Source organism: Pseudomonas sp. LB3P25 (assembly GCF_054897985.1).
Map to the genome: position 1 here is coordinate 4,021,092 of NZ_CM142711.1, position 25,132 is coordinate 4,046,223.

Genomic DNA, 25,132 nt, shown 5'->3' on the forward strand with positions numbered 1-25,132 from the left:
ATCAAAGACCTTGAAAGGGATGGCCCTTACGGCGGGTCACTTGGAAAGCCCCAAGTAACCAAGGGCTCTTGCCCCTGTCGTTCGGTGCCTCGCTCAGGCTCGGCATGCCCGCGCTCCGGTCCTGCTCCGTGGGCCCGCCGCCATCGGCCATCCATGGCCGGGGGCGGCTAACCCGGCATCCATGCCGGGTTGCCCACTGCGCAGAACCTCCACTCGGCCTCTCGAGGCGGCGTACACCGCAAAAGCCAAAGCGAGGCGGCCTACCCGGCCGGCCTGACTTCTAGTGAACGCATTTCCCTGTAGGAGCTGTCGAGCGAAGCGAGGCTGCGATCTTTTGATCTTGCCGTTGCTTTGCTTTGGCTTCAGATCTGCCGCCCCTTTCCCAGAGGCCGAACGCAGGCGTTGCGCAGAGGGCACCGCGGCAAGGATGCCGCGGTAGCCGCCCCCGGCCATGGATGGCCGATGGCGGCGGGCCCCCGGAGCAATGCCGGAGTGAGGGCATGCCGAGCCTAAGCGAGGCACCGAATGGCGGGGCAAGAGCCCTTGGTTACTTGGGGCTTTTCCAAGTGACTCGCTGTAAAAGCGAAACCGCCAGCAGCCATCACCGCAGAAAGGGATATGTACTCGATCAACAAAACATAGACCGGCGACCAAGCCGCCATCGCAAAAAAACCCGGTCAGCAATGCCAACCGGGTTTTCAGTGGTTCAAGCTAGACAACGATCGACCATCAAGATCAGTGGTTATAGGCACTCTCGTTGTGTTCAGCCAGATCCAGCCCCATGTCCTCCACCGATTCATCGGCACGCAAGCCGATGACGGCGTTGATCACCTTGAGAATGATCCAGCTGATGGCGAAGCAGTACACCGTTGTCAGCAACACGCCCTTGATCTGCGCCACGACCTGAGCGCCCATGCTCACGCCTTCCACCAACCCGCCCAGGGACGGCACGCAGAACACGCCGGTCAATACCGCGCCAATCATTCCGCCGATGCCGTGCAAGCCAAACACGTCGAGGCTGTCGTCATAACCGAAGCGGCGTTTCAGCACAGTGACACTCAGGTAGCAGAACACCCCGCACAGCAGACCGATGGCCAACGCGCCGCCTACGCCCACATACGCACACGCCGGAGTAATGCCGACCAAACCGGCCAAAGCACCGCTGGCCAGGCCCAAAGCACTCGGCTTGCCGACCTTGAACCACTCGGTGAACATCCAGCCGAGAATCCCCGCGCAAGCCCCCAGTTGCGTATTGAGCATGACAATGCCCGAAGTGCCATTGAGACCGCCGCCGGAACCGATGTTGAAGCCGAACCAGCCGACCCAGAGCATGGCCGCGCCGGCCATGGTCAAGCTCAAGTTGTGGGCGGGCATCGGCGTATTCTGGTAGCCCTTGCGCTTACCGAGAATCAGGCACGCAGCCAAAGCAGCGACGCCGGCATTGATATGCACGGCGGTGCCACCGGCAAAATCGAGAACGCCCCAGTTATGCATCAAAGCGCCAGAACCACCCCAGACCATATGGGCGACGGGCGCATAAACCAGGGTAAACCACAGCGCCATGAACCACAGCGCCGCAGAGAACTTCATGCGCTCGGCGAATGCGCCGGCAATCAGCGCCGGGGTAATGATCGCGAAGGTCATCTGGAAGGTTACAAACACACCTTCCGGGATGTCACCGACCAGGCTATCCGGGGTCATGCCGGCCAGAAAGGCCCGGCTCAAACCACCGACGAAACTGTTGAACGTCACCTGCCCCTCAACCATGCCGGTGCTGTCGACCACCATGCTGTAGCCATAGATCACCCACAGCACGCCGACCAGGCCGGCGATGCCGAAGCACTGGGTGAACAGCGAGAGCATGTTTTTCGCCCGTACCAGACCGCCGTAAAACAAGGCGAGGCCCGGCAGACACATGAACAGCACCAGCACCGCGGCGGTCACCATCCAGGCGGTGCTGCCGGTGTTCAAGGTGGGTGCATCGGCCGCCTGGGCGAGCGGCGCGAGTGCGCCGGCCGCCAATAAGACAAGAAGGGATTTGCCGAGAAGACGATTGACCATGTTCAAAGCTCCTGCAAAGGAATGGTAGGTGTCTGGCAGCGAGCAAAGTGAGTGTGCACGGGCCTCTTGAGAGACCTCTTGGTCGTTGAATGAACCTGCCGCGGTCTTTTAGACCCGCTTATAACTGTGGCGAGCGAGCTTGCTCGCGCTCGAGTGCGTAGCACTCGCAAAGATTCTTGGGGCCGCTTCGCAGCCCAGCGCGAGCAAGCTCGCTCGCCACAGGGTTTGTCAGTAACCGGTACCGGAACCAGGAATCCAACTGGTTCCCGCCAGCGGCACCCGCGCCATGGCAGCCGACTCCACCGTCAGCGCTACCAAATCCTCAGGATCGAGGTTGTGCAAGTGCGACTTGCCGCAAGCCCGGGCCATGGTCTGGGCTTCCAGCACCAACACGCGCAGGTAGTTGGCCAGACGTCGACCACCTTCCACCGGGTCCAGACGCTTGGACAGTTCCGGGTCCTGCGTGGTGATCCCGGCCGGGTCGCGGCCGTTCTGCCAGTCATCGTAGAAACCGGCGGCCGAGCCGATTTTCTTCAGTTCCTCGTCCAGGCGTGGATGGTTATCGCCCAAGGCAATCAGCGCCGCCGTCCCGATGGCCACCGCATCCGCACCCAGCGCCATCGCCTTGGCGACGTCGGCACCGTTGCGAATCCCTCCGGAAACGATCAACTGAACCTTGCGATGCATGCCCATCTCCTGCAAAGCCTGTACCGCTTGCGGAATGGCCGACAAAATCGGGATCCCGACGTGTTCGATGAACACTTCCTGAGTCGCTGCAGTTCCGCCTTGCATGCCGTCGAGCACAATCACGTCAGCCCCGGCTTTTACCGCCAACTTGACGTCGTAGTACGGTCGGCTCGCGCCGATTTTCACGTAGATGGGTTTTTCCCAGTCAGTAATTTCCCGCAGCTCGGCAATCTTGATCGCCAAGTCATCCGGCCCGGTCCAGTCCGGGTGGCGGCAGGCGCTGCGCTGGTCGACACCGATCGGCAAGGTGCGCATACCGGCCACCCGCTCGGTGACTTTCATGCCCAGCAACATACCGCCGCCACCGGGTTTGGCGCCCTGCCCCAGAACGATTTCAATGGCGTCCGCCTTGCGCAGATCATCCGGGTTCATGCCATAGCGGGACGGCAAATACTGATAAACCAAATGCTGGGACTGGCCGCGTTCTTCCGGGGTCATGCCGCCGTCACCGGTGGTGGTGCTGGTGCCAGCGATGGTTGCGCCACGGCCCAGGGCTTCCTTGGCATTGGCCGACAACGCACCGAAGCTCATGCCGGCGATGGTCACTGGAATCTTCAGGTGAATCGGCTTCTTGGCGAAGCGGTTGCCCAGAATCACATCAGTGCCGCACTTCTCCCGATAGCCTTCCAGCGGGTAACGCGAAACGCTGGCGCCGAGCAGCAGCAAGTCATCGAAATGCGGCAATTTGCGCTTGGTACCGCCGCCGCGAATATCGTAGATGCCGGTTTCCGCGGCACGCTGGATTTCCTGAATGGTCAGGCGGTCGAAGGTGGCTGACTCGCGCAGCACCGGAGGGGTCTTGTCACTCATATCTATTCTCCTCGCGCGGATCAGTACGCGGACGCGTTATCGACTTTGAAGTTGTACAACTGACGGGCCGAACCGTAACGCTTGAAGTCAGCCGCCTTGTGCTCGAAACCGGCACGGTTGAGCAGTATTTGCAGTTCTTCCAGGTGCTCGGCGCGCATCTCTTTCTCGATGCAATCCGAGCCCAGGGACTCAACGGTCCCTTTCACGTAGATGTGGGTTTCATATAACGAATCGCCCAGCGCATCGCCGGCGTCGCCGCAGACCACCAGGCGACCTGCCTGCCCCATGAAGCAGCTCATATGGCCGATGCTGCCACCGACAACGATGTCGATGCCCTTCATGGAAATCCCGCAACGCGCCCCGGCGTCGCCTTCAATCACCAGCAACCCGCCATGGGCCGTGGCACCGGCCGCCTGAGAGGCGCTGCCTTTGACCCGGACGTAGCCGGACATCATGTTCTCGGCACAACCGACACCGACGTTGCCGTGGACGGTGATCGAGGCCTTTTGATTCATCCCGGCGCAGTAGTAACCGGCGTGCCCCTGGATATCGATGGACACCGCTTCATTCACCCCGACCGCGAGGTTGTGCTTGCCATCAGAGTGAGTCACCACCCACTCGTGATCGGTCACGTTATTGACCTGATCGTGCAGCGCCTGATTAAGGTCACGCACGGTAGCAGTGGAAAGATCGATGGTTTTCATGTGTGCGCTCCTTAAGCTGACTCGCGTTCCCAGATGTACAGGGTGGCCGGTGCGGGCTCCCAGATTCTGGCGTTTTCGATTCCCGGCAGGCTCGACAGCGCCTGATATTCGGAAGCCATGGCGACGTAGTCGTCGGTCTCGGCTAGGATCGCCGGCTTGCAGGCGACCGGGTCGCGGATCACCGCAAAACCGTTGCGCGTACCTATGGCGAAGGTGAAGAAACCGTCCAGATCCTCCAGCGAATGATCCAGCGCTTCTTTCAGCGAGTCCCCCTGCTGCAGGCGCCAGGTCAGGTAGCCGGCGGCCACTTCGGTGTCGTTGTCGGTCTCGAAGTGAATGCCTTCGCGCTTGAGTTCCTGACGCAGGCGGAAGTGGTTGGACAACGAGCCGTTGTGCACCAGGCACAGGTCGGCGCCAGTGGAAAACGGGTGGCTGCCTTCCATGGTTACCGCGCTTTCGGTGGCCATGCGGGTGTGGCCAATAATGTGGCTACCCTTCATGCCGGCCAGGCCGAAGCGTTGGGAAATTTCCTGGGGCAAGCCCATGCCCTTGAGGATCTCGATGCTTTGCCCGGCGCTCATGATGCGCAGGCTCGGTGCCAGTTCAGCGAGGGCCAGTCGCACCGGCGCCTCTTCGTAATGGATCTTCAGCACCGCGGCGCTGGCGTTCTGGAACCAGTCCAGCGAACAGCCGAGGCGCCCTTCCAGCTCGCCCATCAGGGTTTTCCAGTCGAAGCCTTCGGTGGTCGCCTGCAGGGTCAGCTTGACCCAGCCGTCCGCCACTTCATCGCCGTAAATGGCGAAGCCGGCACTGTCCGGGCCACGATCGGTCATGGCCTGCAACATCGGTTCAAAGAGCTTGCCGAGCTGGGATTCCAGCTGCGGATTTTTCAGGTAAAGACCTACGATTCCACACATATCAACGCTCCTTCGGAGGCAGTGAACACCCGACGCCATGCCGGGTGCCCGAATGGTTGTCAAAACACAGAGTCAGAAAAATTCGGTGTAGCGCTGGATTTCCCAGTCGGAGACGTGGCGGCTGTATTCCACCCATTCCATGCGCTTGAGCTTGATGAACTCGCCAACGATCTGCGGGCCGAGCACCTCGGCGAACAACGGGTCGGCTTCGAGCGCGTCGCAGGCTTCCTTGAGCGATTGCGGCAGGGTCTTGATGCCCCGCGCGGCGATCTGTTCGAGGCTCAGGCTGTAGAGGTTTTCATTGCAGACGTGGTCGATTTCCAGCTGACGGTCGATGCCGTCCAGGCCCGCAGCGATGATCGCGGCGCTGACCAGATAAGGGTTGCAACCGGCGTCCGGCAGACGAAATTCGAGGCGGCCGTAAGGCACCCGAACCATGGCCGAGCGGTTGTTGGCGCCGAAGGCGATAAAGGCTGGCGCCCAGGTCGCACCGGACAACGAATTGCCCACCACCAGACGCTTATAGGAGTTGACCGTCGGCGCGGCAAAGGCACACAGCGCCGGGCCGTGGGCCAGCAGCCCAGCGGCGAAGTGATAGGCCAGTTTCGACAGGCCCATGCCGCTCGGGTCGCTGGCGTCATGGAACAGGTTTTTGTTCTCGGCGCTGCTGATCGACAGGTGAAAGTGCATGCCGTTGCCGGCACGTTTCGGGTCAGGCTTGGGCATGAAGGAGCAGATCATGCCCAGGTCATTGGCGATTTCGCCGGCGGCCATGCGGAAGAAGGTGAAGCGGTCCGCCGAGGTCATGGCGTCGCTGTAGGTGTAGTTGATCTCGAACTGGCCGTTGGCGTCTTCGTGGTCGATTTGATAGACCTCGAAATCCACTGCCTGCAAGGCTTCGGTCAGGCGTTCAAGAAACACCCGGGAGCGCGACAGGCCTTTATAGTCGTAGCAAGGCTTGTCGAGGTTGTCGCTGGGGTCCACCAGTTGCAGCTTGCCCTGCTCGTCGCGGCGCATCAGGTTGAACTCGGGCTCCAGACCGGTGTTGAGGGTCCAGCCCTTTTCTTCCAGGCGTTGCACTTGTTGCTGCAACACATAACGGCTGTCATAGGGATGGGGCTTGCCGTCGACGTGGCCGACGCACACCACCCGCCCGTAACCCGGCTGCCAGGGCACCGGGGTCAGGGTGGACAAGTCGCCGCGAGCCATAAAGTCCGGACCGTGGGGCTCCATGCCCATACCACTGATCGCGAACCCGGCAAAACCCGCGCCCTCCTCGGCGACGGTCTTGAGCCCACAGATCGGCACCGACTTGGTCTTGGCCGCACCGTGAATATCCACAAATTGCGCAAGCACGTACTTGATCCCGTGCTTGTCGATGATGCGCTGGGTTTCTGCTGGCAACATTGCTCGTCACTCCTCGCGAAAGGCAAAACATCTTGGATGGGCCTTGACCGTCTTTTTATTCCTAAAAAGAAAGTTATTTTCCCAATAGGAATGCAAGGCCCTTGCCAGATTCGCGAGTGAAACGTCGAAACGCCGTGACAGGCGCTTTTGTGCTGTATATATGGGAATATTCTTTTCCCTGTGGGAATACTGCTCGATGGATGCGAGCCTAACGCCACGATTTGCACTTTCTCAGTGCGAAACTAATATTACTGAACAGAAAGTGTGCAGGATTTGATGACTATGTCGACCGAAACCGCCCCGCGCCTCAAGCTTGAGCAATATCTGGGATTGCAGATCAAGCGCCAGCGCCAGGCCCAGGATCTGAAATTGTCTGACGTGGCCAAGATTGCCGATATCAGTCAGGGCATGTTGAGCAAGATCGAAAACGCCCAGGTGTCCACCAGCCTCGATACCCTGAGCCGTCTGTGCGACGTGCTCGGCCTGCCACTGTCCAAATTGTTCAGCGAATATGACCAGCAGGACGGCAGCGCACTGTTGGTCAAGGCCGATCAGGGCATGGAAGTGGTACGCCGCGGCACCGAGAAAGGCCATACCTACCATCTGCTCAACCACACTCGCGGGCCGAAGAAGAGCTTCGAGGCCTACATGGTCAGCATGGATGACGCCAGTGAGGAGTTTCCAACCTTCTCCCACCCCGGCACCGAATTCCTCCACCTGCTGGAAGGCGAACTGATCTATCGCCACGGCAATCAGCTGTACCGCATGGAAGCGGGTGACAGCCTGACGTTCGAAGGTGAAATCCCTCACGGTCCGGAGCAGCTGGTACACGTGCCGATCCGCCTGCTGTCGATCATGAATTACGGCAGCGACAAAGAGTAACGTCCCCCTCTTCCCCCCGCTTTGCCCCGCCTTGAGGCCGACCCACGTCGGCCTCACGCATTTTCCTGTCAGTTAAAAAACTTTCTTAAAAGCTCTGGACGCGGCGCGGCCATTCCCCTATAAAGCCACCAACAGGAATAATTTATTCCCCACAAGAAAATTCGCTCATGGATGAGCCTGCTGTCCGCTGATGATTTTTTTCGCTATGCGATGAGCTGCCGCCATCATCCCGAGGACGTGTCATGCAACACGAAAAAAACCATTTCATCATCAAGATCACCTGTCCCGCGGTGTCCGGCATCGTCGCTGCCGTCACCACCTACCTGGCGGATAACAGTTGCTACATCGGGGAGATGGCGCAATTCGACGACGACTTCAGCGGCCGCTTTTTCATGCGCGCGGTGTTCCGCTTCAACGACGGCCATCAGGGCGATCTTCAACAGATCAAGGACGGTTTCGCCGACGTCGCCCAAGCGTTCGACATGTCCTGGGAATTGCACGACACCCGCGAGCCGATGCGTGTGCTGCTGATGGTCAGCAAGTTCGACCATTGCCTGACCGACCTGCTCTACCGCTACCACAAGGGCGAGATGGACATGACCATCACCGCCATCGTCTCCAACCACCTCGACTTGCGGCCCATGGCCGAACGCGAGGGCATTCGCTTCATCTACCTGCCTGTCACCAAAGACACCAAAGCCCGGCAGGAAGCCGAGCTGATGAAAATAGTCGACGACACCGGCACCGAACTTGTGGTGTTGGCGCGCTACATGCAGATCCTCTCCGATGACCTGTGCAAGCAACTCTCGGGCCGGGCGATCAACATTCACCATTCGTTCCTGCCCGGCTTCAAGGGCGCCAAACCGTATCACCAGGCCTACCAGCGTGGCGTGAAACTGATTGGCGCCACCGCCCATTACGTCACCAGCGACCTCGACGAGGGACCGATCATTGAGCAGGAAGTGCAGCGTGTCGATCACGTCTACCTGCCCGACGACCTGGTCGCCACCGGGCGTGATACCGAAACCGTGGCCCTGTCCAAGGCGGTCAAGTACCACCTGGAGCACCGGGTTTTCCTCAACCAGGACAGAACGGTGATCTTCCGGTGAACGCGCACAAATTGATCGACGGCAAAGCCACCGCCGCCCGCGTACTCGTGCAGGTCCGCAAGGACGTGGAGCGCTTGCGCGAGCAAGACATTCAACCGGCGCTGGCGGTGATTCTGGTGGGCAGCGACCCGGCCAGCCAGGTCTATGTGCGCAACAAGATCCTGCGCGCCGAAGAGGTCGGTATCCGCTCCGTGGAGCGCCGGCTGTCCACGGACACCAGCACCGAACAACTGCTGAACCTGATCGCCACGCTGAATGCCGACCGCTCGATCAACGGCATTCTTCTGCAATTGCCGTTGCCGGCGCATGTCGACGAATTACGCGCCCTGGAGGCCATCGACCCGGACAAGGACGTCGACGGTTTTCACAGTGAAAACGTCGGCGGACTCAGCCAGGGTCGCACGGTGCTCGCGCCCTGCACGCCCAGCGGCTGCCTGTACTTGCTGGAGCAAACCTGCGGCGATCTGCGCGGCAAGCATGCGGTGGTCATCGGTCGCTCGAACATCGTCGGCAAACCCATGGCCGCCCTGCTGCTCAAGGCTGATTGTTCGGTGACGGTGCTGCATTCGCGCAGCCCGGATCCGCAGGCCCTGTGTCGTCAGGCAGACATCGTCATTGCCGCCGTAGGTCGGCCGCGAATGATCGACGCCAGCTGGCTCAAGCCCGGCGCCGTGGTAATCGACGTTGGCATCAACCGCATCGACGACGATGGTCGCAACCGTCTGGTGGGCGACGTCGACATCGACAGCGCCCTGCCCCACGTCGCTGCGATCACCCCGGTACCCGGTGGCGTCGGCCCGATGACCATCGCCTTTCTGATGAAAAACACCGTGACCGCAGCCCTTATGCAACACCAGGCCCAACGCAGCCAATCGGAGGCCATATGCCATTCAATCTATTGAAATACGGGCTGAGTTCGGAGTACCCGGTGGACGTGGATTTGCCGCCACCACGGGAACTCAAATCGAGCTATGACGTGGTGATCATCGGCGCAGGCGGCCATGGTCTGGCCACCGCCTATTACCTGGCCAAGTACCACGGCATCACCAACATCGCGGTGCTGGAGAAGTCCTACCTGGGCGGCGGCAATACCGCGCGCAACACCGCGGTGATCCGTTCCAACTACCTGACCAGCGAAGGCGTGCGTTTTTATGCCGAGTCGGTGCGGATGTTCCAGTCGCTGTCCAACGAGTTCGACTTCAACATCATGTACTCCGAGCGCGGCCAACTGACCTTGGCTCACACCGATGCCACGGTGCGTTCGTTCCGTCAGCGCGCCGAGGTCAACAAACACTTCGGCGGCCGTACCGAGATGATCGACCGGCAGCAGATCCGCGAACTGGTGCCCAGCCTCAACCTCGATCCCGGCCACTTGCCGGTGATCGCCGGGCTCTGGCACATCGACGGCGCCACCGCGCGCCACGACGCCGTGGCCTGGGGTTACGCCAAACAAGCCGCCAAGCGCGGCGTGGAAATCCACCAGCTCACCGAAGTCCAGGACCTGATTATCGAGAACGGCGCCATCACCGCGGTCAAGACCAACCGCGGCACCATCAAGTGCGGTTGCGCGGTCCAGGCGATCGCCGGGCACAGCTCGTTGCTGATGGCCAAGGCCGGAATTCGTTCGCCGATCCAGACCTTCCCGTTGCAAGCCATGGTCACCCAGCCGTTCAAGCCGTTTCTCGATCCGCTGGTGAGTTCCTCCGCCCTGCACTGCTACGTGCAGCAAACCAGTCGTGGCGAGGTGGTGTTTGGCGGCGGCTCCGATCCTTATCCATTGTTCAATACTCGTTCCACGCTCGATTTGAAGGAAAGCTTGCTGGCCCACGCCATCGAGATGTTCCCGTTCCTGGCCAACGCCAAGCTGATGCGCCAATGGGCCGGGATCACCGATATGACCCCGGATTACAGTCCGATCATGGGCCTGTCGCCGGTGAAGAATTACTACCTCGACGCTGGCTGGGGCACCTGGGGCTTCAAGGCCACGCCGATCTGTGGCAAGACCATGGCCGAGTTGGTGGCCAGCGGCGGCAAGGTGCCGGAGCTGATCAGACCTTTCGGCCTCGAACGTTTCTCGACCTTCCAGCAAGTCAACGAAATGGGCGCCACGGCGGCCAGTCACTGACGGAGAGCGGACTATGAAAATCATGAATTGCCCGCTTAACGGGCCGCGCAATATCAGCGAGTTCACTTATGGTGGCGAATTCAAGCCGATGCCTGACCCGGTCAGTTGCAGCGATGCCGAATGGGCCGACTACGTGTTCAACACTGACAACCTCGCCGGTGTAGTGCGCGAATGGTGGATGCACACGCCGTCCAGCTACTGGTTTCTGGCGGAGCGTCACACGGTCAGCGATGAAATCCTGCGCACTTTCGACCCCAAAGAACTGTTCACCGCCCGCGTCGACTTCAGCGCCGCCAAGGAGATCGCCGGATGAATCGCCTACCCGCCCCCATGGGCTTGCTGATCGACCGTGATCAGCCGCTCGATTTCAGCTTCGACGGCCAGCGCTACCAAGGCTTGCAGGGCGACAGCATCGCCAGCGCCTTGCTGGCCAACGGGCGCTTCCTGATCTCCCGTTCGTTCAAATACCATCGCCCGCGTGGCCCTCTGACGATGGCCGGCCAGGACGCCAACAGCCTGGTGCAACTCCCCGAAGAACCGAACGTGCTGGCCGATGCGCACGCGTTGTCCGCCGGTTTGCAGGTGACCGCGCAGAACGTCAACGGCTCGCTGGACAACGACAAGGACGCCTACCTCGGCAAGTTCTCGAAATTCATGCCGGTGGGTTTCTACTACCGCTCGTTCTACAAGCCCAAGGGCATGTGGAAAGTCTGGGAACCGATCATTCGCAAGAAGGCCGGCCTCGGCGTGCTCGACCTGAAGTTCCAGCCTGAGTACTACGACAAGGCTTACCTGTTCACCGACGTGGCGGTGATTGGTGCCGGCCCCGCTGGCCTGCACGCGGCGCTGACGGCGGCGAACGCGGGGGCCAAGGTGTTGCTCATCGAGCAACAACCGGTTCTCGGCGGTTCGCTAACCTATGCCCGCTTCGATATCGAAGGCCGACGCAGTGAAACCCTGCGTCGCGAATTGCTGGCGGCGGTGGAGCAACACGCCAATATCCAGATCCTGACCAGCGCTACCTGCAACGCCTGGTTCACCGACAACTACCTGCCGGTGATTCAGGGCAAACGCATGTACAAGGTCCGCGCCCGCCAGTGCCTGGTGTGCAGCGGGGCCTTCGATCAACCGGTGATCTTTCGCAACAACGACCTGCCGGGCGTGATGCTGACCAGCGCCGCGCAACGGCTGATGAAGCTGTATGCGGTCAAACCGGGTAACCGCGCCGTGGTGCTGACGGGCAACGATGACGGTTACCTCGCCGCGCTGGATCTGCATGACCAGGGCGTGGAGGTCGTCGCTGTGGTGGACCTGCGCCATGGTCCTTCGGACGAATCCCTGCTGCGCGCACTGGCGCAACGCAAGATCTACCATCAGATCAACAGCACCGTATATGAAGCCCGGCACGAGAAAGGCATGCGCCATATCAACGGCGTCGACGTGCGCAAGATCACCGCACAAGGCCAGGTCGCCGAGAGCGGGCAACACCTGGAGTGCGATTTACTGTGCATGTCCGCCGGTTACATGCCGGTCTATCAACTGCTGTGCCAGGCCGGCGGCAAACTGGCCTACGACGATCAGCGTGCCGAGTTCACTCTCAGCGGCCTGCCAAAGCATCTGAATGTCGCCGGCTCGGTCAACGGTCGTCACCAGCTCGATAACGTGATTGCCGATGGCGTGAATGCCGGTGCCGAAGCCGCCCTCGCGCTGGGTCTGACAGTGGGCACGCAACGCGCGCCAATGAGCGGCGAGGCTCGGGTCAACTTTAATTGGCCAATCTTCCCGCACCCCAAAGGCAAGGACTTCGTCGACTTCGACGAGGATCTGCAAGTGTCCGACATCGTTAACGCGACCAAAATCGGCTATCGCGACGTGCAACTGGTCAAGCGTTATTCCACCGTGGGCATGGGCCCGTCCCAGGGGCGTCACTCGGCGCTGCCGACCGCACGGCTGGTGGCCTGGGCCACTCAACGCAACATCAGCGAAACCGGCGTCACCACAGCGCGGCCGCCGTTTGTGGCTGAAAAACTGGCGCATGTCGCCGGTCGCGCCTTCGACCCGTACCGACAAACGCCGATGCATGCTCGTCACCTGCAAGCTGGCGCGAAGATGATGCCTGCGGGTATCTGGCAGCGCCCGGCGTACTACGGCAGTGCCAAGGATCGCGAGTCGTGCATGCAGGCTGAAGCTCTGCACGTGCGCAACAAGGTCGGCATCATCGATGTCTCGACCCTCGGTGGCCTTGATGTGCGCGGCCCGGACGCGGCCGAGCTGCTCAATCGGATGTACACGTTCGCCTTTCTCAAGCAGCCGATCGGCCGCTCCCGTTATGCGCTGATGACTAACGAGCACGGGGTGGTGATCGATGACGGTGTCTGTGCGCGGTTTGCCGAGAACCATTTCTACGTCACCGCCACCACCAGCGGTGTCGACCGGATCTATCAGCAAATGCTTAAGTGGAACGCGCAATGGCGCCTGGACGTGGACGTCGCCAACGTCACCGCGGCCATTTGCGCGGTCAACGTCGCGGGGCCGGACTCGCGCAAGGTGCTGGAACAGGTCTGCACCGACCTCGACCTGAGCGCCGATGCCTTCCCTTATCTGGGCGTTCGCCAGGGCACCGTGGCCGGCATCAAGGCCCGGTTGTTGCGAGTCGGTTTTGTCGGCGAACTGGGCTATGAAATCCACGTACCCGCGCGTCACGGGCTCAAGCTCTGGGACGCACTGATTGAAGCCGGCAAAGCACATGACATCCGCCCCTTCGGCGTCGAAACCCAGCGCCTGCTGCGGCTGGAAAAAGGCCATGTGATCATCAGCCAGGACACCGATGGAATGACTCACCCGGCGGAAATCGACATGGGCTGGGCGGTCAGCCGCACCAAGCCGTTCTTCGTCGGCCGGCGCTCGGTGGACATCCTCGAAGCCCAGCCGCTGAAACGTAAACTGGTGGGCTTCGCCCTGCCCAAGGGCAGCTTGCAACCGCTTGAAGGGCATCTGGTGCTCAACGGCCCGGACATCAGTGGCAACGTCACCTCCTGCGAATATTCCGCCTCCCTGGGCAAGATCATCGGCCTGGCGTACGCCGGCATCGACCAGAGCACGCCAGGGCAACGGATTCCGATCCGCGTCGAAGGCGGCATCGTGGTCCAGGCCGAGGTGGTGCAGTTGCCCTTCTTCGATCCCGACAACCAACGCCAGGAGCTTTGAGTCATGACCAGTCTGAGAGAACAACACAGCATCGCCCGGCAAGCCCTGGCACCGTTGCCAGGGTGCAGCCTGGCGGACCTGACCGACCTGCCGCGGGTCGGTTTCCGCGGAGCCCACAGTGCCGAGTACCTGCGCAGCCGCGGCTTCGTCCTGCCAGATGCGCCCAACCGTGCGGTGATTCAAGCCGATGGCAGTCAGGTGGCACGGCTGTCGCAGACCGAATACCTGCTACTGGGCAGTCCCGAGGATCAGGGCCAACGAATGGCAGATGAAGAGGCCCGTTGGGAACTCGATCATCAAGCCAACTATCTGCTGCCTCGTCAGGACAGCCATGCCTGTTTTCAGCTGACAGGGGATCATCTGAGCGAAGTATTGGCCAAGCTCTGCGGGGTTGATCTGAGCCCGCAGGTGTTCGGTCCGGGAGCGGTGGCCCAGACGTCGGCGGCACGCATCAATGTGATCGTCATCAATTCCGGCACCGTGCGGCAGGCGAGCTTGCACATCCTCTGTGACCGGGCATCGCAGGCGTATTTTCGGGGGGCGTTGGAGGATGCAATGCAGGAGTTTTCAGGTCTGGCTACGGCGGTGACAACGCGCTGACTCTGCCGCCCTACTGGTCATGCATGCTGAGACGAAATTCCGTTCTGAGCATGCATGGGCAGATGTCGACAGGCCTGAAGTCAGCCGTGCAGTGTTTTCGCTGCTGACAGCAAACCACGGAATTTCTGGTAACGGGCTTGCAGCGCGAATTGTTGTTCGACCGCAGGAAAGTACCGCGTTTTGATCGGCATACCTGCCTGCAACAGATCGCAACCGCGCCCGTAAGCCAGGAAACCCAGCTTGGCGGCACCGATGCAGGCGCTGAGTTCGCTGCCGTGCAAGGTATAGATTTCCCGCTGCAGAATATTGGCGAGCAACTGCGCCCAATAATCGCTGCGTGCGCCACCGCCCACCAATGCGCAATCCTCTACGGCGGCCCCGGCTGACTGCAACGCGTTCATCGCGTCCAGCAGACCGAAGCCGACCCCTTCCATCACCGCGTAACCGAGCATCGCAGGCGTGCAGTCATGCCCAAGGTTCATGAAGCCGCCGCGCAGCAAAGGATCATTGTGCGGGGTGCGCTCACCGGCCAGATAGGGTAGAAAAAGCGGGTTTGAAAGCGCCACGGATCGATCAATCGGTAGCGACGTCTGCACGTGCTGCAGCAGCGTTTGTTCATCCGCAAAACCCAACAGGCGAGTCACCCAACGCAAGCAACTAGCGCCCGCCAGCATGGCGCCCATGGTGTACCAACGGTGCGGGAGCGCGTGGCAAAAACTGTGCACGGCACTTGCCGGATTGCCCGCAGGGTGATCAGTGATCGCGACCATCGCGGCGCTGGTGCCCAGGGTAATAAACGCATCGCCGGCATTGATGGCACCAATACCGACCGCCGAGACAGGATTGTCACCACCTCCTCCGGCGATAACCAACCCTGCGGGCAAGCCCAATCGCATGGACGCAGAGGCACTCAAGCTTGCACAGGCAGCGCCCCCCTCGACCAGCGCGGGCATCTGACCAGGCTCAAGCCCAGTGGCGCACACCATGGGTTCGAACCAGTCACGCCTGGCCACATCCAGCCATAACGTGCCAGCGGCGTCCGACACGTCGCTGATGCGCTCGCCGCTCAGTCGTAGCCGCAGGTAGTCCTTGGGCGACAAGACGCAGTCAATGGCGTTGAATACCTGCGGCTCATGCTGGTGCAGCCACATCAGCTTCGGCGCCGTCAGTCCCGCCATCGGCAAACTGCCCGTCACCTCGGCAAAACCGGGGTATTGGCGACCGAGCGCGTCGGCCTGGGTGATGGCGCGGGAGTCATCCCACAGTATCGCCGGGTACAACACACGGTCGTCATCGCCCAACAGTACCGCACCGTGCATTTGCCCCGACAACCCGACGCAGCGAATACGCGCATAGGCGTCTGGGTGACTGAGCCGTAATTGATCCAGCGCACTCAGGCAAGCCTGCCACCAGTCTTGCGGATCTTGCTCGGACCAACCGCTGTGCAGCCGTGAAACCGCCAACCGGGCACCGGAATGGGCCAGCACTGTTCCGCTCTCATCCAGCAATATGGCCTTGAGTTCCGAGGTACCGAGATCGATCCCGAGTGAGAGGGGGCTGCTCATAAACATTCACTTCCATCAGCCGGACTGATCAGAGACAGCCACATGAGTTTCGAATCCGCAGCGTTGGTGTCATGCGCACGGTCTGTTTTTTACGCTCTGGGGATTCAATTCGTTCAAGCAGCAAGGAGACTGCGCGAGCGCCCAACGCCTTGACCGGCTGTGCGATCAACGTCAGGCGAGGGACAAAAAAATCAGCCCAGTCAAAATCATCGAAACCGACCAGCGCCATTTGCCCAGGCACCGCGATGTTCGCATCGCGCAAGGCATGCATGGCGCCAAGGGTCATGAGGTTGTTGGCCGCCATGATCGCCGTCGGTGGCAATTCCAGTGTCAGCAACTGCCGAGTGACTACCCGTGCCGGTTCACTGTTCGATTCACCATTGACCAGCAACGCCGGATCAAAGGGCAGCCCCGCAGCCATTAACGCGGCTTGATAACCTTCGATCCGCTCGTCGGTGGTGCTGAATCCCGGGCGACCGGCAATCAACGCAATGCGTCGGTGCCCATGCTCGATCAGATGCGCCACCAGGGCCTGCGACGACTTTATATTTTCAACACCGACCTGATCAAAGCCTTTGGCGACGAGGCGATCGACCAGCACTGTCGGAATATCATTGGCCTGCAGATAGTCCAGGGCCAGAGGCTGCTGCCCCATCGACGGAGCCAGCAAGATGCCGTCGACACGTCGATGGTGCAGGGCTTTGACGACGCGCAATTCCTGTTCGGGATCGTCATGGGTATCGACGAACAGCATCATGATGCCGTGCTTGGCGCACTCGGTTTCAATCGCGTGCACCGTCTCGCTGAAATACTGGTTGGAGAGCGCCGAGATCGCCACGCCAATGGTGTTGGTGGTCGAACGCGCCAACGAACGTGCCAGCGTATTCGGGATGTAGCCGAGTTCCTGGACCGCCATCTCAACCGAACGCACCGTGGCCGGGCTGACCTTGCGCGTGCCGTTCAAAACGTGCGAAACCGTCGACGTCGATACCTGCGCAATCTTTGCCACATCATCCATCGTTACCACAGCACTCTCTCCACCCCGTCATCGGCTCAATGTTTGCTGGACCAGCCGCTATATGAGCCAACATTATCGCGGGTAATCAGCTTGGGCGTCAGCAAGGTGAGCACGTCGGCAGGCTTCCTGTCGTTGAGAATGTCATTGCCGATCACCACCGCACTCTGCGCCATGGCCCATGGGTCCTGGCTGGCGGACGCCTGGACCGACGACTCGGTTTTCAATGCGTTCTCGATGTCCGGCGCGCCATCCACGGAAGTAATGACAATGCCACTGCGCTTCAGCTGTCTGGCGGCAAGATCGCTACCGATGGCCTGCGGGTCGTTGATGGCGAACAATCCATCGATTTTCGGGAAGCGCGTCAGATAGCCCTGCATTGCGTTCAGCCCACCTTCACGGGAGCCTTTGGCGTCCTGATCATCGGACAGAACCTTGATCCCGGGCGCGGCGGCAAACGCTGTTTTACAGCCCGTGACGCGGTCGGTTACCGCGGTCACTTGCGGGCCGTTCTGGATGATCACGTTGCCCTTGCCGGACAGCTTGTCGACGATGAACTGACAGGCCAATTTGCCGGCCTCGACGTTGTCGGTCTGCACGGTAGCGTCCACGCCCTTGGCATTCACGTCCACGGCCACTACCACGATCCCGGCCTTGCGGGCTTTCTTGACGGCCGATTCGATGGCCGCCGGATCAACCGCGTTCAGCAGGATCAGGTCGACGCCAGCGGAAATGAAGTTGTCGATCTGGGTGAATTGCTTGCTCAGGTCGTAATCGGCCGACACCGACATGACCTTGGCATTCGGGTTCAGCTCAAGCGCCCTGGCCTTGGCACCGTCGGCCAGGGTCACGAAATACGGGTTGCCCAACGAGCCGAGGCTGATGCCCATCGATTTCAGTTCACGTGCCTCGACACCCTGAGACAACAGCGTGACCAGGCACAGGGAGACGACAGCGGGAAACGTGCGTTTGAAGTTCATGATTTCTCTCTTGTGATTATGGGTGGCTCTTTTTTGAATCAGTGTTCGAGAACAGCGGTTGAATCAGGTTCGTGCACCGGACTGGCGATAACGATCGAGCGCCACCGCACCAATAATGACGAGACCCTTGATGATGTATTGCCAGATGTCGGACACCCCCAGCAGCACCAGGCCATTGGTCAACACCGCGATGATCAGCGCGCCGATCAGGGTTCCGCCGATGGTACCGACGCCGCCGGTAAAGCTGGTTCCGCCAAGGATCACCGCGGCGATGGCATCGAGCTCGTAGGATTGCCCGAGCTGCAGACCATTGGCCGCGAACAGGCGCGAAGCGCTCATCACCGCGCCCAGACCCGCCAGGGCACCGGACAGTGCATAGACGAACAGCAAGACTTTCCACACCTTGATCCCGGACAGGCGCGCCGCTTCCGGGTTGCCACCCACTGAATAGATCTGCACGCCGATCACCGTTCGCCGCAGGATGAACCAGGAGAGGCCGATGACACACACCGCGATCACCACCAGCCACGGAACGCCTAGGATCGAATCGTTGCCGATGAAGGCAAAGGGCAGTTCGGGATTGAATACGGTTTTGTCGTCGGCCAGCAGACGTGCCAACCCGCGCATGGCGGTCAAGGCGCCGAGGGTCACGATAAACGGCGGCAGGCGCATGAACGCGATCAGCCCACCGTTGACCAGGCCCAGCAACAAGCCGAAGCCGACACCGGCAACGATGCCCAGCATGCCGTATTGCGGTGACATCGACGCCTGCAGCGCCACCACTGCCGAAGCCGCGAGAATCGCCCCCACGGAAAGGTCGATGCCGGCGGTCAGGATCACGAAGGTCATGCCCGCGGCCAGCACCACATTGACCGAGGCCTGCTGGGTAATGATTGACAGGTTCTGCAGGGTCAGGAAGTTTTCGCTCATCAAGGCGAAGCCCACCAGCAACAGCACCAACACCGGCAACATGCCCACCGTGCGCATCAGCTCACGTATCCGTTCGCGCTTGCCGATCGCCATCGCGGTCGCTGGATTGTCCAGGGTCAGCCCCATAACGTTCGCCTCCACTTTCTTTGCTTGATGAATGTGCCCCCGGGAATCAGCCATGTGCGGCCACCTGCTCACCACCGGTGGCCAGATCGATAATGGCTTCCTGGGATATTTCGTTGCCGGACGCCCCGCCCACTTCAGCCACTAGCTGGCCTGCGCGCATGATCAGTACGCGGTCGCAGGTCCCGATGATTTCCGGCAGCTCACTGGAGATCACCACGATGCCCACTCCGGCCTTGGCCAGTTCGTTGATGATTCGATAGATTTCCGATTTGGAACCGATGTCCACGCCACGGGTGGGCTCATCGAGGATCAGCACATGGGGTTTGACTTCCAGCAGTCGCGCCAGGAGCACCTTCTGCTGATTACCACCGGACAAGGCCCCGACACTGACCTTGCCCGAGGCGACACGGATCGACAGCGACTTGATGGCGGCGCCCGCCCGTTGCGCGCCACGATCACGGTCGAGCACGCCGCCGACATGGGCATCGGGGACGCAGGCACAGACGTTGATGTTGTCGCTCACGCTCATGTCCAGAAACAGGCCCTGAGCCTTGCGGTCTTCAGTGAGGTACACCACACCGGCACGAATCGCATCTGTCGGATTGCGCAGTGGCGTCACCGCCTTGCCGGCCACTTCCAGCGTGCCGGAGCTGCGCGGGTCGGCAGCAAAAATCAGCCGTGCCAGTTCGGTGCGGCCAGCACCTACCAATCCGGCGATGCCCAGCACTTCACCGGCATGCAGATCGAAACTGCAGTTACGCACACGCTTGCCGTCCGCCATGTCGCGCACTCGCATCACCACGGCTCCCGGATCGTAGGCGGCATGTTGTTTTTTGTAGAAGCCGCCAAGGTCACGCCCCACCATCATCTTGACCAGCACCTCGGCGGACAGGGCGTCGCGCTCGAGCATGCCGACGTACTCGCCATCACGTAGCACCGACACGCGATCCGACAGCTCGTATATCTCGGCCATTCGATGGCTGATGTAGATAATCGCCAAGCCCTGGGCGCGCAGCTGTTTGATCAGTGCAAACAAGCGATCCGTCTCACGCGATGACAATGGCGTCGTAGGCTCGTCCATCACCAGGATTTTCGCGTGGGCATGTAAGGCGCGGGCAATTTCCACCAATTGGCGCTCGGCGATTGAAAGCGTACTCACCCGAGTGGTGGGCTTGAACTCGGCACCCAGGCGCGTCAACACCTCAAGGCAGCCAGCCTCCATCGACTTGCGGTCGATGGTCCAGCCACGCCGCAGTTCACGGCCAAGGTAGATGTTTTCGGCCACGCTCAAATTCGGGCACAGGCTCAATTCTTGATAGATGACAACGATGCCATGTGCTTTGGCGGTGCCTGGGTTGTAGGTAGCGACTCGCTGCCCCTCGATGCGGATTTCGCCCCCGTCATCGGCCTGATAGGCACCGGACAGAATCTTCATCAAGGTCGACTTGCCGGCGCCGTTCTCACCCATCAAGGCGTGGATTTCACCCGCATAGACTTTCAAGCCAACACTTTTCAGCACGCGCAGCCCATTGAAGGTCTTGGAGATCCCTTGCATTTCAAGAAGAGGAATTGGTGCTGGGTCGAGGCTCATGGATGAGCCCTCACATCAGCTGTCGACGTGGTTTTTTGAACGAAACGAAAAAGAAGGTGGATTATCTGGCCAGACAAGATGTCCATTTTTATCCCTGAGCTTTTTTATTTTTCTTCTTGGGTCACTGCCGATAATGGCGCCTCGGGTGACCTGATCGAAAAAGACTCTAGTCAGATAAATTTGTTTACGCAAGCGCTTGCGTAAGCAATTTTTCGCCTGATGAATCGTTTCATCAAGCGACAATCTGCGTAAAAGGCTTTTGGCTCTAGGTTTGATAAAGAGCTACTTCACTTAAAGATTGATGTCGGTGGATGACCCGCAAAGAGCGCCTGGAGCACACTCAACAGCGATCATGATGTTGCTAAAGAGTTCGAGGCTCCCGGTGCTTCGCTGGAGGCAATAGCGCCCTTGTTCCAGTTGACTGGCCACCCTGAATCAAGGTCGGTTGTAGAAAAACTTTTCTTTGGACGAAAAAAAATGGACCTCTTTTCAGAGATCCATTTTTTAATACTTGGAGCGGGAAGCGAGACTGAAACCCGTGCTCTTTCTCCTTGAAAATATTGAATTTTTTATAAATTCAACACTATCGATGTACTGGATGATGTACATATTTTTGAGCTTGCAAAGCGCACCACCGGCCGCCGATGACTTAAGGCCCTTACTCGGTCACACCAACGATGTGCTCAGGTGCGGGCTCGGCATTGCCGATCGGCGCGTTGAGCAGCAAGTAGTACGCCAGGGCCGAACACAGCGCCACCACCGCACTGATCATGAACGCAGTATTGAACGAACCCGAGTACTGGATGCTGAAGCCGGTGACGATCGGCGCGACGGAACCGGCGATGTAGCCGCCGAAGTTCTGGATCGAACCAAACGAGGCCACCCGGCGGCTGTCGACGATGGTATTGACGATCATCCAGGCCGTGGCGCTGGCCATGTTGATACTGAACAGCGCCAGGCACAGCAGGATAATGCAACCGGTAAGACCCGTGACATACGACAGCGGCAAGGTGAAGAGCGCAGCCAGCACCAGGCCCGTGATCACGCCGAATTTGCGGCTGGCCAGGATGCTCATGCCACGGCGCACCAGCATGTCGCAGAAGCGCCCGGCGACGATGGTGCCCACCGCGCCGAAGCCATAGGCCAGCGACACCAGCCACGCGGTCTTGTATAGGTTCATGCCATGCTCGCGCTCGAAGTAACCGGGCAGCCAGGTCAAGTGCAGCCACAGCATGTAGATCACGCCCATGAAACCCAGCACCGCACCCCAGGTGCTGCGGTGCTTGAACAGGTCGAGCCAGCCGGCAAAGTAGGACACCTTCGGTGCCTGCGAGCTGGCTGCTTGCACTTGAGGCTTTTTCTCGGTGGGTATCGGTTTGCCTTCAGCCGCGAGCTCGGCCAGGTACTTCGCCTTGCTCTTGTAGAAGGTCAACCAGCACACAGCCAGGACGATACCAATCACGCCGGTAATGATGAACATCCCGCGCCAGCCGAAGTTGACCATGAACAGCGTCAGCAAGGGTGGCGCCAGGCATGGACCCAGGCAGGTCGACGACCAGACGATCCCGGTCGGAGTACCGCGCTCGTTGGCATCGAACCATTCGGACAGGGCCTTGGCCGCCGAGGGGAACATCGGTGCCTCGCAAATCCCCAGCAGCACGCGCAGGCCCATGAAGCCGGCAAAGCTGTTGACCATGCCGAACGTCGACTGAGCCACCGACCAGGTCAGCAATGAGGCGCCCAAGGCGATCTTGCTGCCCAGGCGGTCGATGATCAGGCCCATCGGCAGCTGCGCAAAGGCGTAGGCGATGGAGAAGGCCGACAACAGAATGCCCATCTGCGAGGGGCTGATCATCATGTCCTTCTGGATCGAGGTATTGGCGATCGACAGCGCACTACGGTCCAGGTAGTTGACGATGCCGATCAACAGCAGGAAGACAACGGTGAGGCTTTGATACTTCTTCAGTGTGTTCATCTGATGGCCTTTATTATTGTTATTGCAGCGGTGCTTGCGCTCCCGATTCGTTTGTCATGTCTGCACTATGTTGTCGTTGTCAGTCATTGAGAAAGTGCTGGCAACTGCAACTGCCCGGCGGTCTGGTTGAGGTCATCGACCACCTTCTGCGACAGGCTCACGCCTTCGAGCAGGGCTTGCTCGCGCAATTTCAGGCCGGCCTGGCCAGGCAAGCGCACCGGGCGATCGGGGTCTACCGGACGGCTGGCCAGGATCAGCTTGCTCAGGAACGAACTTTCGTCGGTGAAGGCTTCCAGCCCGCCGAAGAAGCGCGGGTCAATCACCACGGCCGTGGCCGAGGCGCCCCACTGGTCCGGAGCGTCCTTGCGCCCATGGCCGGCCAACCCCGAGGTCAGGGCCTCGACCAGAATGGCCAGGGCAAAGCCTTTGTGGCCGAAGGCCTGACCGCCCAGGGGCAGGATGCTGCCCGGCGTGGTGGTAAAGAAGTCGGCCGGGTCGTCGCTCAGGCGGCCCTCATTGCTCATCAGCACCGGGTGCGGCAGTGTGCTGCCGGCATCGCGGCACTGGCCGATCAGGCCGAAGGTTACGGTGGACATGCTCACATCCAGCAGAATCGGCTCGCCCCGGGTCGGGATGCCGGCGGCAATCGGGTTGGGCGTGTAGATCGGGTCGATCCCGCCATGGGCGCACACCAGCCCCACCGACGGGTCCGAAGAGTACACCATGGCCACCAGGCCACGGTCAGTAAAGGGCTTGAGGTAAGCGGCCAGGCAACCGATGTGCGAGGCACGGCGTACCACGGCGATACCGATGCCCTGCTCCGTGGCGCCCTTGGCCGCGCAGTCCAGGGCGCGACTGACACAATAAGGGCCGAGCACATAGTGGCCATCGAACAGGGACGAAATGCCGCTGTCCGAAACCTGCTCGAGCAACTGGGCACTGGTCTTGACCTGCCCTGTCAGCATGCCGCCGATATAGCGACTCACCAGGTTGAGGCCGTGGGTGCGATGGCCCAGCAGTTCACCTTCGATCAGCACCCGGGTCACCACCTGGGCGACCTCGACGTCGGCTCCGGCTTTTTCGAACAGTTGCTCGACGAACGTGGTGAGCGTTTGAGCGTCGTAGCGTTTGGCTTCAGTCATGTTTGCTACAATCGGTTGCATGGGACCTCTCAGGGCAGTACGGCCAACTTCTTGTTATGGCGTCGCCCGTTCTGTGAAGGGCGAAGCTGCGATAACTGTAGGGAGCCAGCCACAACATTCCCAATGAGATGATCCGATCAATCGATAACCTGGCGTTATCAAATTGCTTTATCGCACGGTGGTAATCAATCGGTCGCCCACTGTGGGAGCTGGCTTGCCAACGATGAGGCCCGAACAGACGACGTCAACGCTATTGCCCCCGCAAATACTGCAGCAGCGTATTCAACGCCACCGACCTTGGCCGAGAACGCAAGGTCAGCAGGCCAATGTTGACCATGGAGATCGGCAGCTCGACCGGCAAGATAGCGACCATGCCATAGCGCGCATAATGCTCGGCAACGTCATTGGGCACCACCGCGATCATGTCCGAAGCCTCGAGCATCGCCGTGGTCGCCAGGATCGAAGCGGTTTCAACAATGTCCAGCGACTGCACCATACCGCCGGCCTGCAGGGCAGTTTCTACCCGGCGGCGCATGGGGCTGCCGATGGGGTGCAGGATCCAGGTCAATGCGATCAAGTCGGCCAATTGCAATGGCGAGGAACCCGCTAACGGGTGACCAATCCGTGCAATCACGCGCATCTGCTCGCCGTTGTCGAACAGTTCGATGTCCAGGTCCTGACTGTCGCTCTGGTCCGGCAAGCGCCCCAGCACTACATCGAAATCGCCGCGCAGCAAGGCCGGCAGCAAGGTGTCGCTGGTGCCCACCTCAATGGAAATCCGCACCTTCGGGTGATCGCGCTTGTACGCCAGCACCGCTTTGGTCAGCAGCCGGGGCACCGGCCCCATCACGCTGCCGACGCGCACCCGTCCCATGGCCCCGCGCTCCAGTTCCGCGATCTGCGCCTGGGCCTGCTCGAACTCATGCAGCGCGCCTTGGGCGTAACGGATCATCACCTCGCCATAAAGGGTCGGCTGCATGCCGCGGGGCAAACGTTCGAACAGGCGCACGCCGAGGCGCTCTTCCAGTTGCTGCAACAGCAGGCTGGCGGCCGGTTGCGTGGTGTGCATCGCCGTGGCCGCCCGGCGCAGGTTGCCGAACTCGCCCAGTGCATTGAGCAAGGTGATCTGCCGGCTGGAAATTTTCAGGGCGCCGAGGTTACGTAGTGTGCTCGTGGTGGTTTCTGGACCTGGTGACATATCAAATCCGGTATCCCTACTTAGGAAACCGTGATTATGCA

20 protein-coding genes are annotated in these 25,132 nt (G+C 60.5%); 7 read left to right on the forward strand and 13 right to left on the reverse strand.

The features are described from left to right. Positions 1 to 735: 735 nt before the first annotated feature. The 5 genes from ACYZTW_RS18265 to glnT form a co-directional block, all read right to left on the reverse strand. A complete protein-coding gene (locus tag ACYZTW_RS18265; protein WP_151213099.1) occupies positions 736 to 2,061 on the reverse strand; it encodes an ammonium transporter in 1,326 nt (441 codons plus the stop codon). 228 nt (positions 2,062 to 2,289) lie between these two features. Next, complete coding sequence (locus tag ACYZTW_RS18270) at positions 2,290 to 3,618, reverse strand: FMN-binding glutamate synthase family protein (protein WP_462001196.1); 1,329 nt, start codon at positions 3,616 to 3,618, stop codon at positions 2,290 to 2,292. A gap of 20 nt (positions 3,619 to 3,638) precedes the next feature. Beyond that, entirely contained in the window at positions 3,639 to 4,322 is a 684-nt protein-coding gene (locus ACYZTW_RS18275) for a GltB/FmdC/FwdC-like GXGXG domain-containing protein (RefSeq protein WP_462001197.1), read from the reverse strand. 11 nt (positions 4,323 to 4,333) lie between these two features. Further along, positions 4,334 to 5,239 carry a class II glutamine amidotransferase gene (locus ACYZTW_RS18280; protein ID WP_462001198.1) on the reverse strand — a complete coding sequence of 302 codons (906 nt, stop codon included), beginning with the start codon at positions 5,237 to 5,239 and terminating at the stop codon, positions 4,334 to 4,336. A 72-nt stretch (positions 5,240 to 5,311) separates the two neighbouring features. Further along, positions 5,312 to 6,646 carry a type III glutamate--ammonia ligase gene (gene glnT / locus ACYZTW_RS18285; RefSeq protein WP_462001199.1) on the reverse strand — a complete coding sequence of 445 codons (1,335 nt, stop codon included), beginning with the start codon at positions 6,644 to 6,646 and terminating at the stop codon, positions 5,312 to 5,314. 282 nt (positions 6,647 to 6,928) lie between these two features. Between glnT and ACYZTW_RS18290 the strand changes: the two genes are divergently transcribed. The 7 genes from ACYZTW_RS18290 to ACYZTW_RS18320 all read left to right on the forward strand — a co-directional run bounded on the left by ACYZTW_RS18290 (position 6,929) and on the right by ACYZTW_RS18320 (position 14,569). Further along, positions 6,929 to 7,528 carry a helix-turn-helix domain-containing protein gene (locus tag ACYZTW_RS18290; RefSeq protein ID WP_046052997.1) on the forward strand — a complete coding sequence of 200 codons (600 nt, stop codon included), beginning with the start codon at positions 6,929 to 6,931 and terminating at the stop codon, positions 7,526 to 7,528. Positions 7,529 to 7,770: 242 nt separating this feature from the next. After that, complete coding sequence (purU, locus tag ACYZTW_RS18295) at positions 7,771 to 8,637, forward strand: formyltetrahydrofolate deformylase (protein ID WP_462001200.1); 867 nt, start codon at positions 7,771 to 7,773, stop codon at positions 8,635 to 8,637. Further along, positions 8,634 to 9,539 (forward strand): bifunctional methylenetetrahydrofolate dehydrogenase/methenyltetrahydrofolate cyclohydrolase FolD, encoded by a 906-nt coding sequence (gene folD / locus ACYZTW_RS18300; protein ID WP_462001201.1) that lies wholly within the window; start codon positions 8,634 to 8,636, stop codon positions 9,537 to 9,539. The genes purU and folD overlap by 4 nt, the downstream gene beginning before the upstream one ends. Then, positions 9,521 to 10,762: an FAD-dependent oxidoreductase gene (locus ACYZTW_RS18305; RefSeq protein WP_462001202.1), complete on the forward strand. Its 1,242-nt coding sequence runs from the start codon at positions 9,521 to 9,523 to the stop codon at positions 10,760 to 10,762. Before folD ends, ACYZTW_RS18305 begins: the two co-directional genes overlap by 19 nt. A 13-nt stretch (positions 10,763 to 10,775) precedes the next feature. Continuing rightward, positions 10,776 to 11,075 (forward strand): sarcosine oxidase subunit delta, encoded by a 300-nt coding sequence (locus ACYZTW_RS18310; RefSeq protein ID WP_462001203.1) that lies wholly within the window; start codon positions 10,776 to 10,778, stop codon positions 11,073 to 11,075. Further along, the gene (locus tag ACYZTW_RS18315; RefSeq protein WP_462001204.1) at positions 11,072 to 13,969 is read left to right on the forward strand and encodes a 2Fe-2S iron-sulfur cluster-binding protein; all 2,898 of its coding nucleotides are present in this window, start codon (positions 11,072 to 11,074) and stop codon (positions 13,967 to 13,969) included. Before ACYZTW_RS18310 ends, ACYZTW_RS18315 begins: the two co-directional genes overlap by 4 nt. A 3-nt stretch (positions 13,970 to 13,972) precedes the next feature. Beyond that, complete coding sequence (locus ACYZTW_RS18320) at positions 13,973 to 14,569, forward strand: sarcosine oxidase subunit gamma (protein WP_462001205.1); 597 nt, start codon at positions 13,973 to 13,975, stop codon at positions 14,567 to 14,569. An 80-nt stretch (positions 14,570 to 14,649) separates the two neighbouring features. On the opposite strand, the gene xylB is transcribed toward ACYZTW_RS18320, so the two are convergent. From xylB to ACYZTW_RS18360, 8 genes are all read right to left on the reverse strand, one after another. Beyond that, a complete protein-coding gene (gene xylB, locus ACYZTW_RS18325; protein WP_462001206.1) occupies positions 14,650 to 16,134 on the reverse strand; it encodes a xylulokinase in 1,485 nt (494 codons plus the stop codon). Positions 16,135 to 16,162: 28 nt separating this feature from the next. Beyond that, positions 16,163 to 17,161: a LacI family DNA-binding transcriptional regulator gene (locus tag ACYZTW_RS18330; RefSeq protein WP_462001207.1), complete on the reverse strand. Its 999-nt coding sequence runs from the start codon at positions 17,159 to 17,161 to the stop codon at positions 16,163 to 16,165. 26 nt (positions 17,162 to 17,187) lie between these two features. Then, the gene (locus tag ACYZTW_RS18335) at positions 17,188 to 18,129 is read right to left on the reverse strand and encodes an ABC transporter substrate-binding protein (RefSeq protein ID WP_462001208.1); all 942 of its coding nucleotides are present in this window, start codon (positions 18,127 to 18,129) and stop codon (positions 17,188 to 17,190) included. Between the two features lie 63 nt (positions 18,130 to 18,192). Continuing rightward, the gene (locus tag ACYZTW_RS18340; protein WP_462005785.1) at positions 18,193 to 19,185 is read right to left on the reverse strand and encodes an ABC transporter permease subunit; all 993 of its coding nucleotides are present in this window, start codon (positions 19,183 to 19,185) and stop codon (positions 18,193 to 18,195) included. Positions 19,186 to 19,231: 46 nt separating this feature from the next. Further along, complete coding sequence (locus ACYZTW_RS18345; RefSeq protein ID WP_462001209.1) at positions 19,232 to 20,776, reverse strand: sugar ABC transporter ATP-binding protein; 1,545 nt, start codon at positions 20,774 to 20,776, stop codon at positions 19,232 to 19,234. 658 nt (positions 20,777 to 21,434) lie between these two features. After that, on the reverse strand, positions 21,435 to 22,751 hold the full coding sequence (locus tag ACYZTW_RS18350) for an MFS transporter (protein ID WP_462001210.1): 1,317 nt from the start codon (positions 22,749 to 22,751) through the stop codon (positions 21,435 to 21,437). An 83-nt stretch (positions 22,752 to 22,834) separates the two neighbouring features. Further along, positions 22,835 to 23,893 (reverse strand): Ldh family oxidoreductase, encoded by a 1,059-nt coding sequence (locus tag ACYZTW_RS18355; RefSeq protein WP_462005786.1) that lies wholly within the window; start codon positions 23,891 to 23,893, stop codon positions 22,835 to 22,837. A 250-nt stretch (positions 23,894 to 24,143) separates the two neighbouring features. After that, a complete protein-coding gene (locus ACYZTW_RS18360) occupies positions 24,144 to 25,091 on the reverse strand; it encodes a LysR family transcriptional regulator (RefSeq protein ID WP_462001211.1) in 948 nt (315 codons plus the stop codon). Positions 25,092 to 25,132 lie beyond the last annotated feature (41 nt).

What these genes read in the sequence shown, in the direction of transcription:
- ACYZTW_RS18265 (WP_151213099.1), bottom strand. Translation starts at nt 2,061, where the DNA reads ATGGTCAATCGTCTTCTCGGCAAATCCCTTCTTGTCTTATTGGCGGCC.
- ACYZTW_RS18270 (WP_462001196.1), bottom strand. Translation starts at nt 3,618, where the DNA reads ATGAGTGACAAGACCCCTCCGGTGCTGCGCGAGTCAGCCACCTTCGAC.
- ACYZTW_RS18275 (WP_462001197.1), bottom strand. Translation starts at nt 4,322, where the DNA reads ATGAAAACCATCGATCTTTCCACTGCTACCGTGCGTGACCTTAATCAG.
- ACYZTW_RS18280 (WP_462001198.1), bottom strand. Translation starts at nt 5,239, where the DNA reads ATGTGTGGAATCGTAGGTCTTTACCTGAAAAATCCGCAGCTGGAATCC.
- glnT (WP_462001199.1), bottom strand. Translation starts at nt 6,646, where the DNA reads ATGTTGCCAGCAGAAACCCAGCGCATCATCGACAAGCACGGGATCAAG.
- ACYZTW_RS18290 (WP_046052997.1), top strand. Translation starts at nt 6,929, where the DNA reads ATGTCGACCGAAACCGCCCCGCGCCTCAAGCTTGAGCAATATCTGGGA.
- purU (WP_462001200.1), top strand. Translation starts at nt 7,771, where the DNA reads ATGCAACACGAAAAAAACCATTTCATCATCAAGATCACCTGTCCCGCG.
- ACYZTW_RS18305 (WP_462001202.1), top strand. Translation starts at nt 9,521, where the DNA reads ATGCCATTCAATCTATTGAAATACGGGCTGAGTTCGGAGTACCCGGTG.
- ACYZTW_RS18310 (WP_462001203.1), top strand. Translation starts at nt 10,776, where the DNA reads ATGAAAATCATGAATTGCCCGCTTAACGGGCCGCGCAATATCAGCGAG.
- ACYZTW_RS18315 (WP_462001204.1), top strand. Translation starts at nt 11,072, where the DNA reads ATGAATCGCCTACCCGCCCCCATGGGCTTGCTGATCGACCGTGATCAG.
- ACYZTW_RS18320 (WP_462001205.1), top strand. Translation starts at nt 13,973, where the DNA reads ATGACCAGTCTGAGAGAACAACACAGCATCGCCCGGCAAGCCCTGGCA.
- xylB (WP_462001206.1), bottom strand. Translation starts at nt 16,134, where the DNA reads ATGAGCAGCCCCCTCTCACTCGGGATCGATCTCGGTACCTCGGAACTC.
- ACYZTW_RS18335 (WP_462001208.1), bottom strand. Translation starts at nt 18,129, where the DNA reads ATGAACTTCAAACGCACGTTTCCCGCTGTCGTCTCCCTGTGCCTGGTC.
- ACYZTW_RS18340 (WP_462005785.1), bottom strand. Translation starts at nt 19,185, where the DNA reads ATGGGGCTGACCCTGGACAATCCAGCGACCGCGATGGCGATCGGCAAG.
- ACYZTW_RS18345 (WP_462001209.1), bottom strand. Translation starts at nt 20,776, where the DNA reads ATGAGCCTCGACCCAGCACCAATTCCTCTTCTTGAAATGCAAGGGATC.
- ACYZTW_RS18350 (WP_462001210.1), bottom strand. Translation starts at nt 22,751, where the DNA reads ATGAACACACTGAAGAAGTATCAAAGCCTCACCGTTGTCTTCCTGCTG.
- ACYZTW_RS18355 (WP_462005786.1), bottom strand. Translation starts at nt 23,893, where the DNA reads ATGACTGAAGCCAAACGCTACGACGCTCAAACGCTCACCACGTTCGTC.
- ACYZTW_RS18360 (WP_462001211.1), bottom strand. Translation starts at nt 25,091, where the DNA reads ATGTCACCAGGTCCAGAAACCACCACGAGCACACTACGTAACCTCGGC.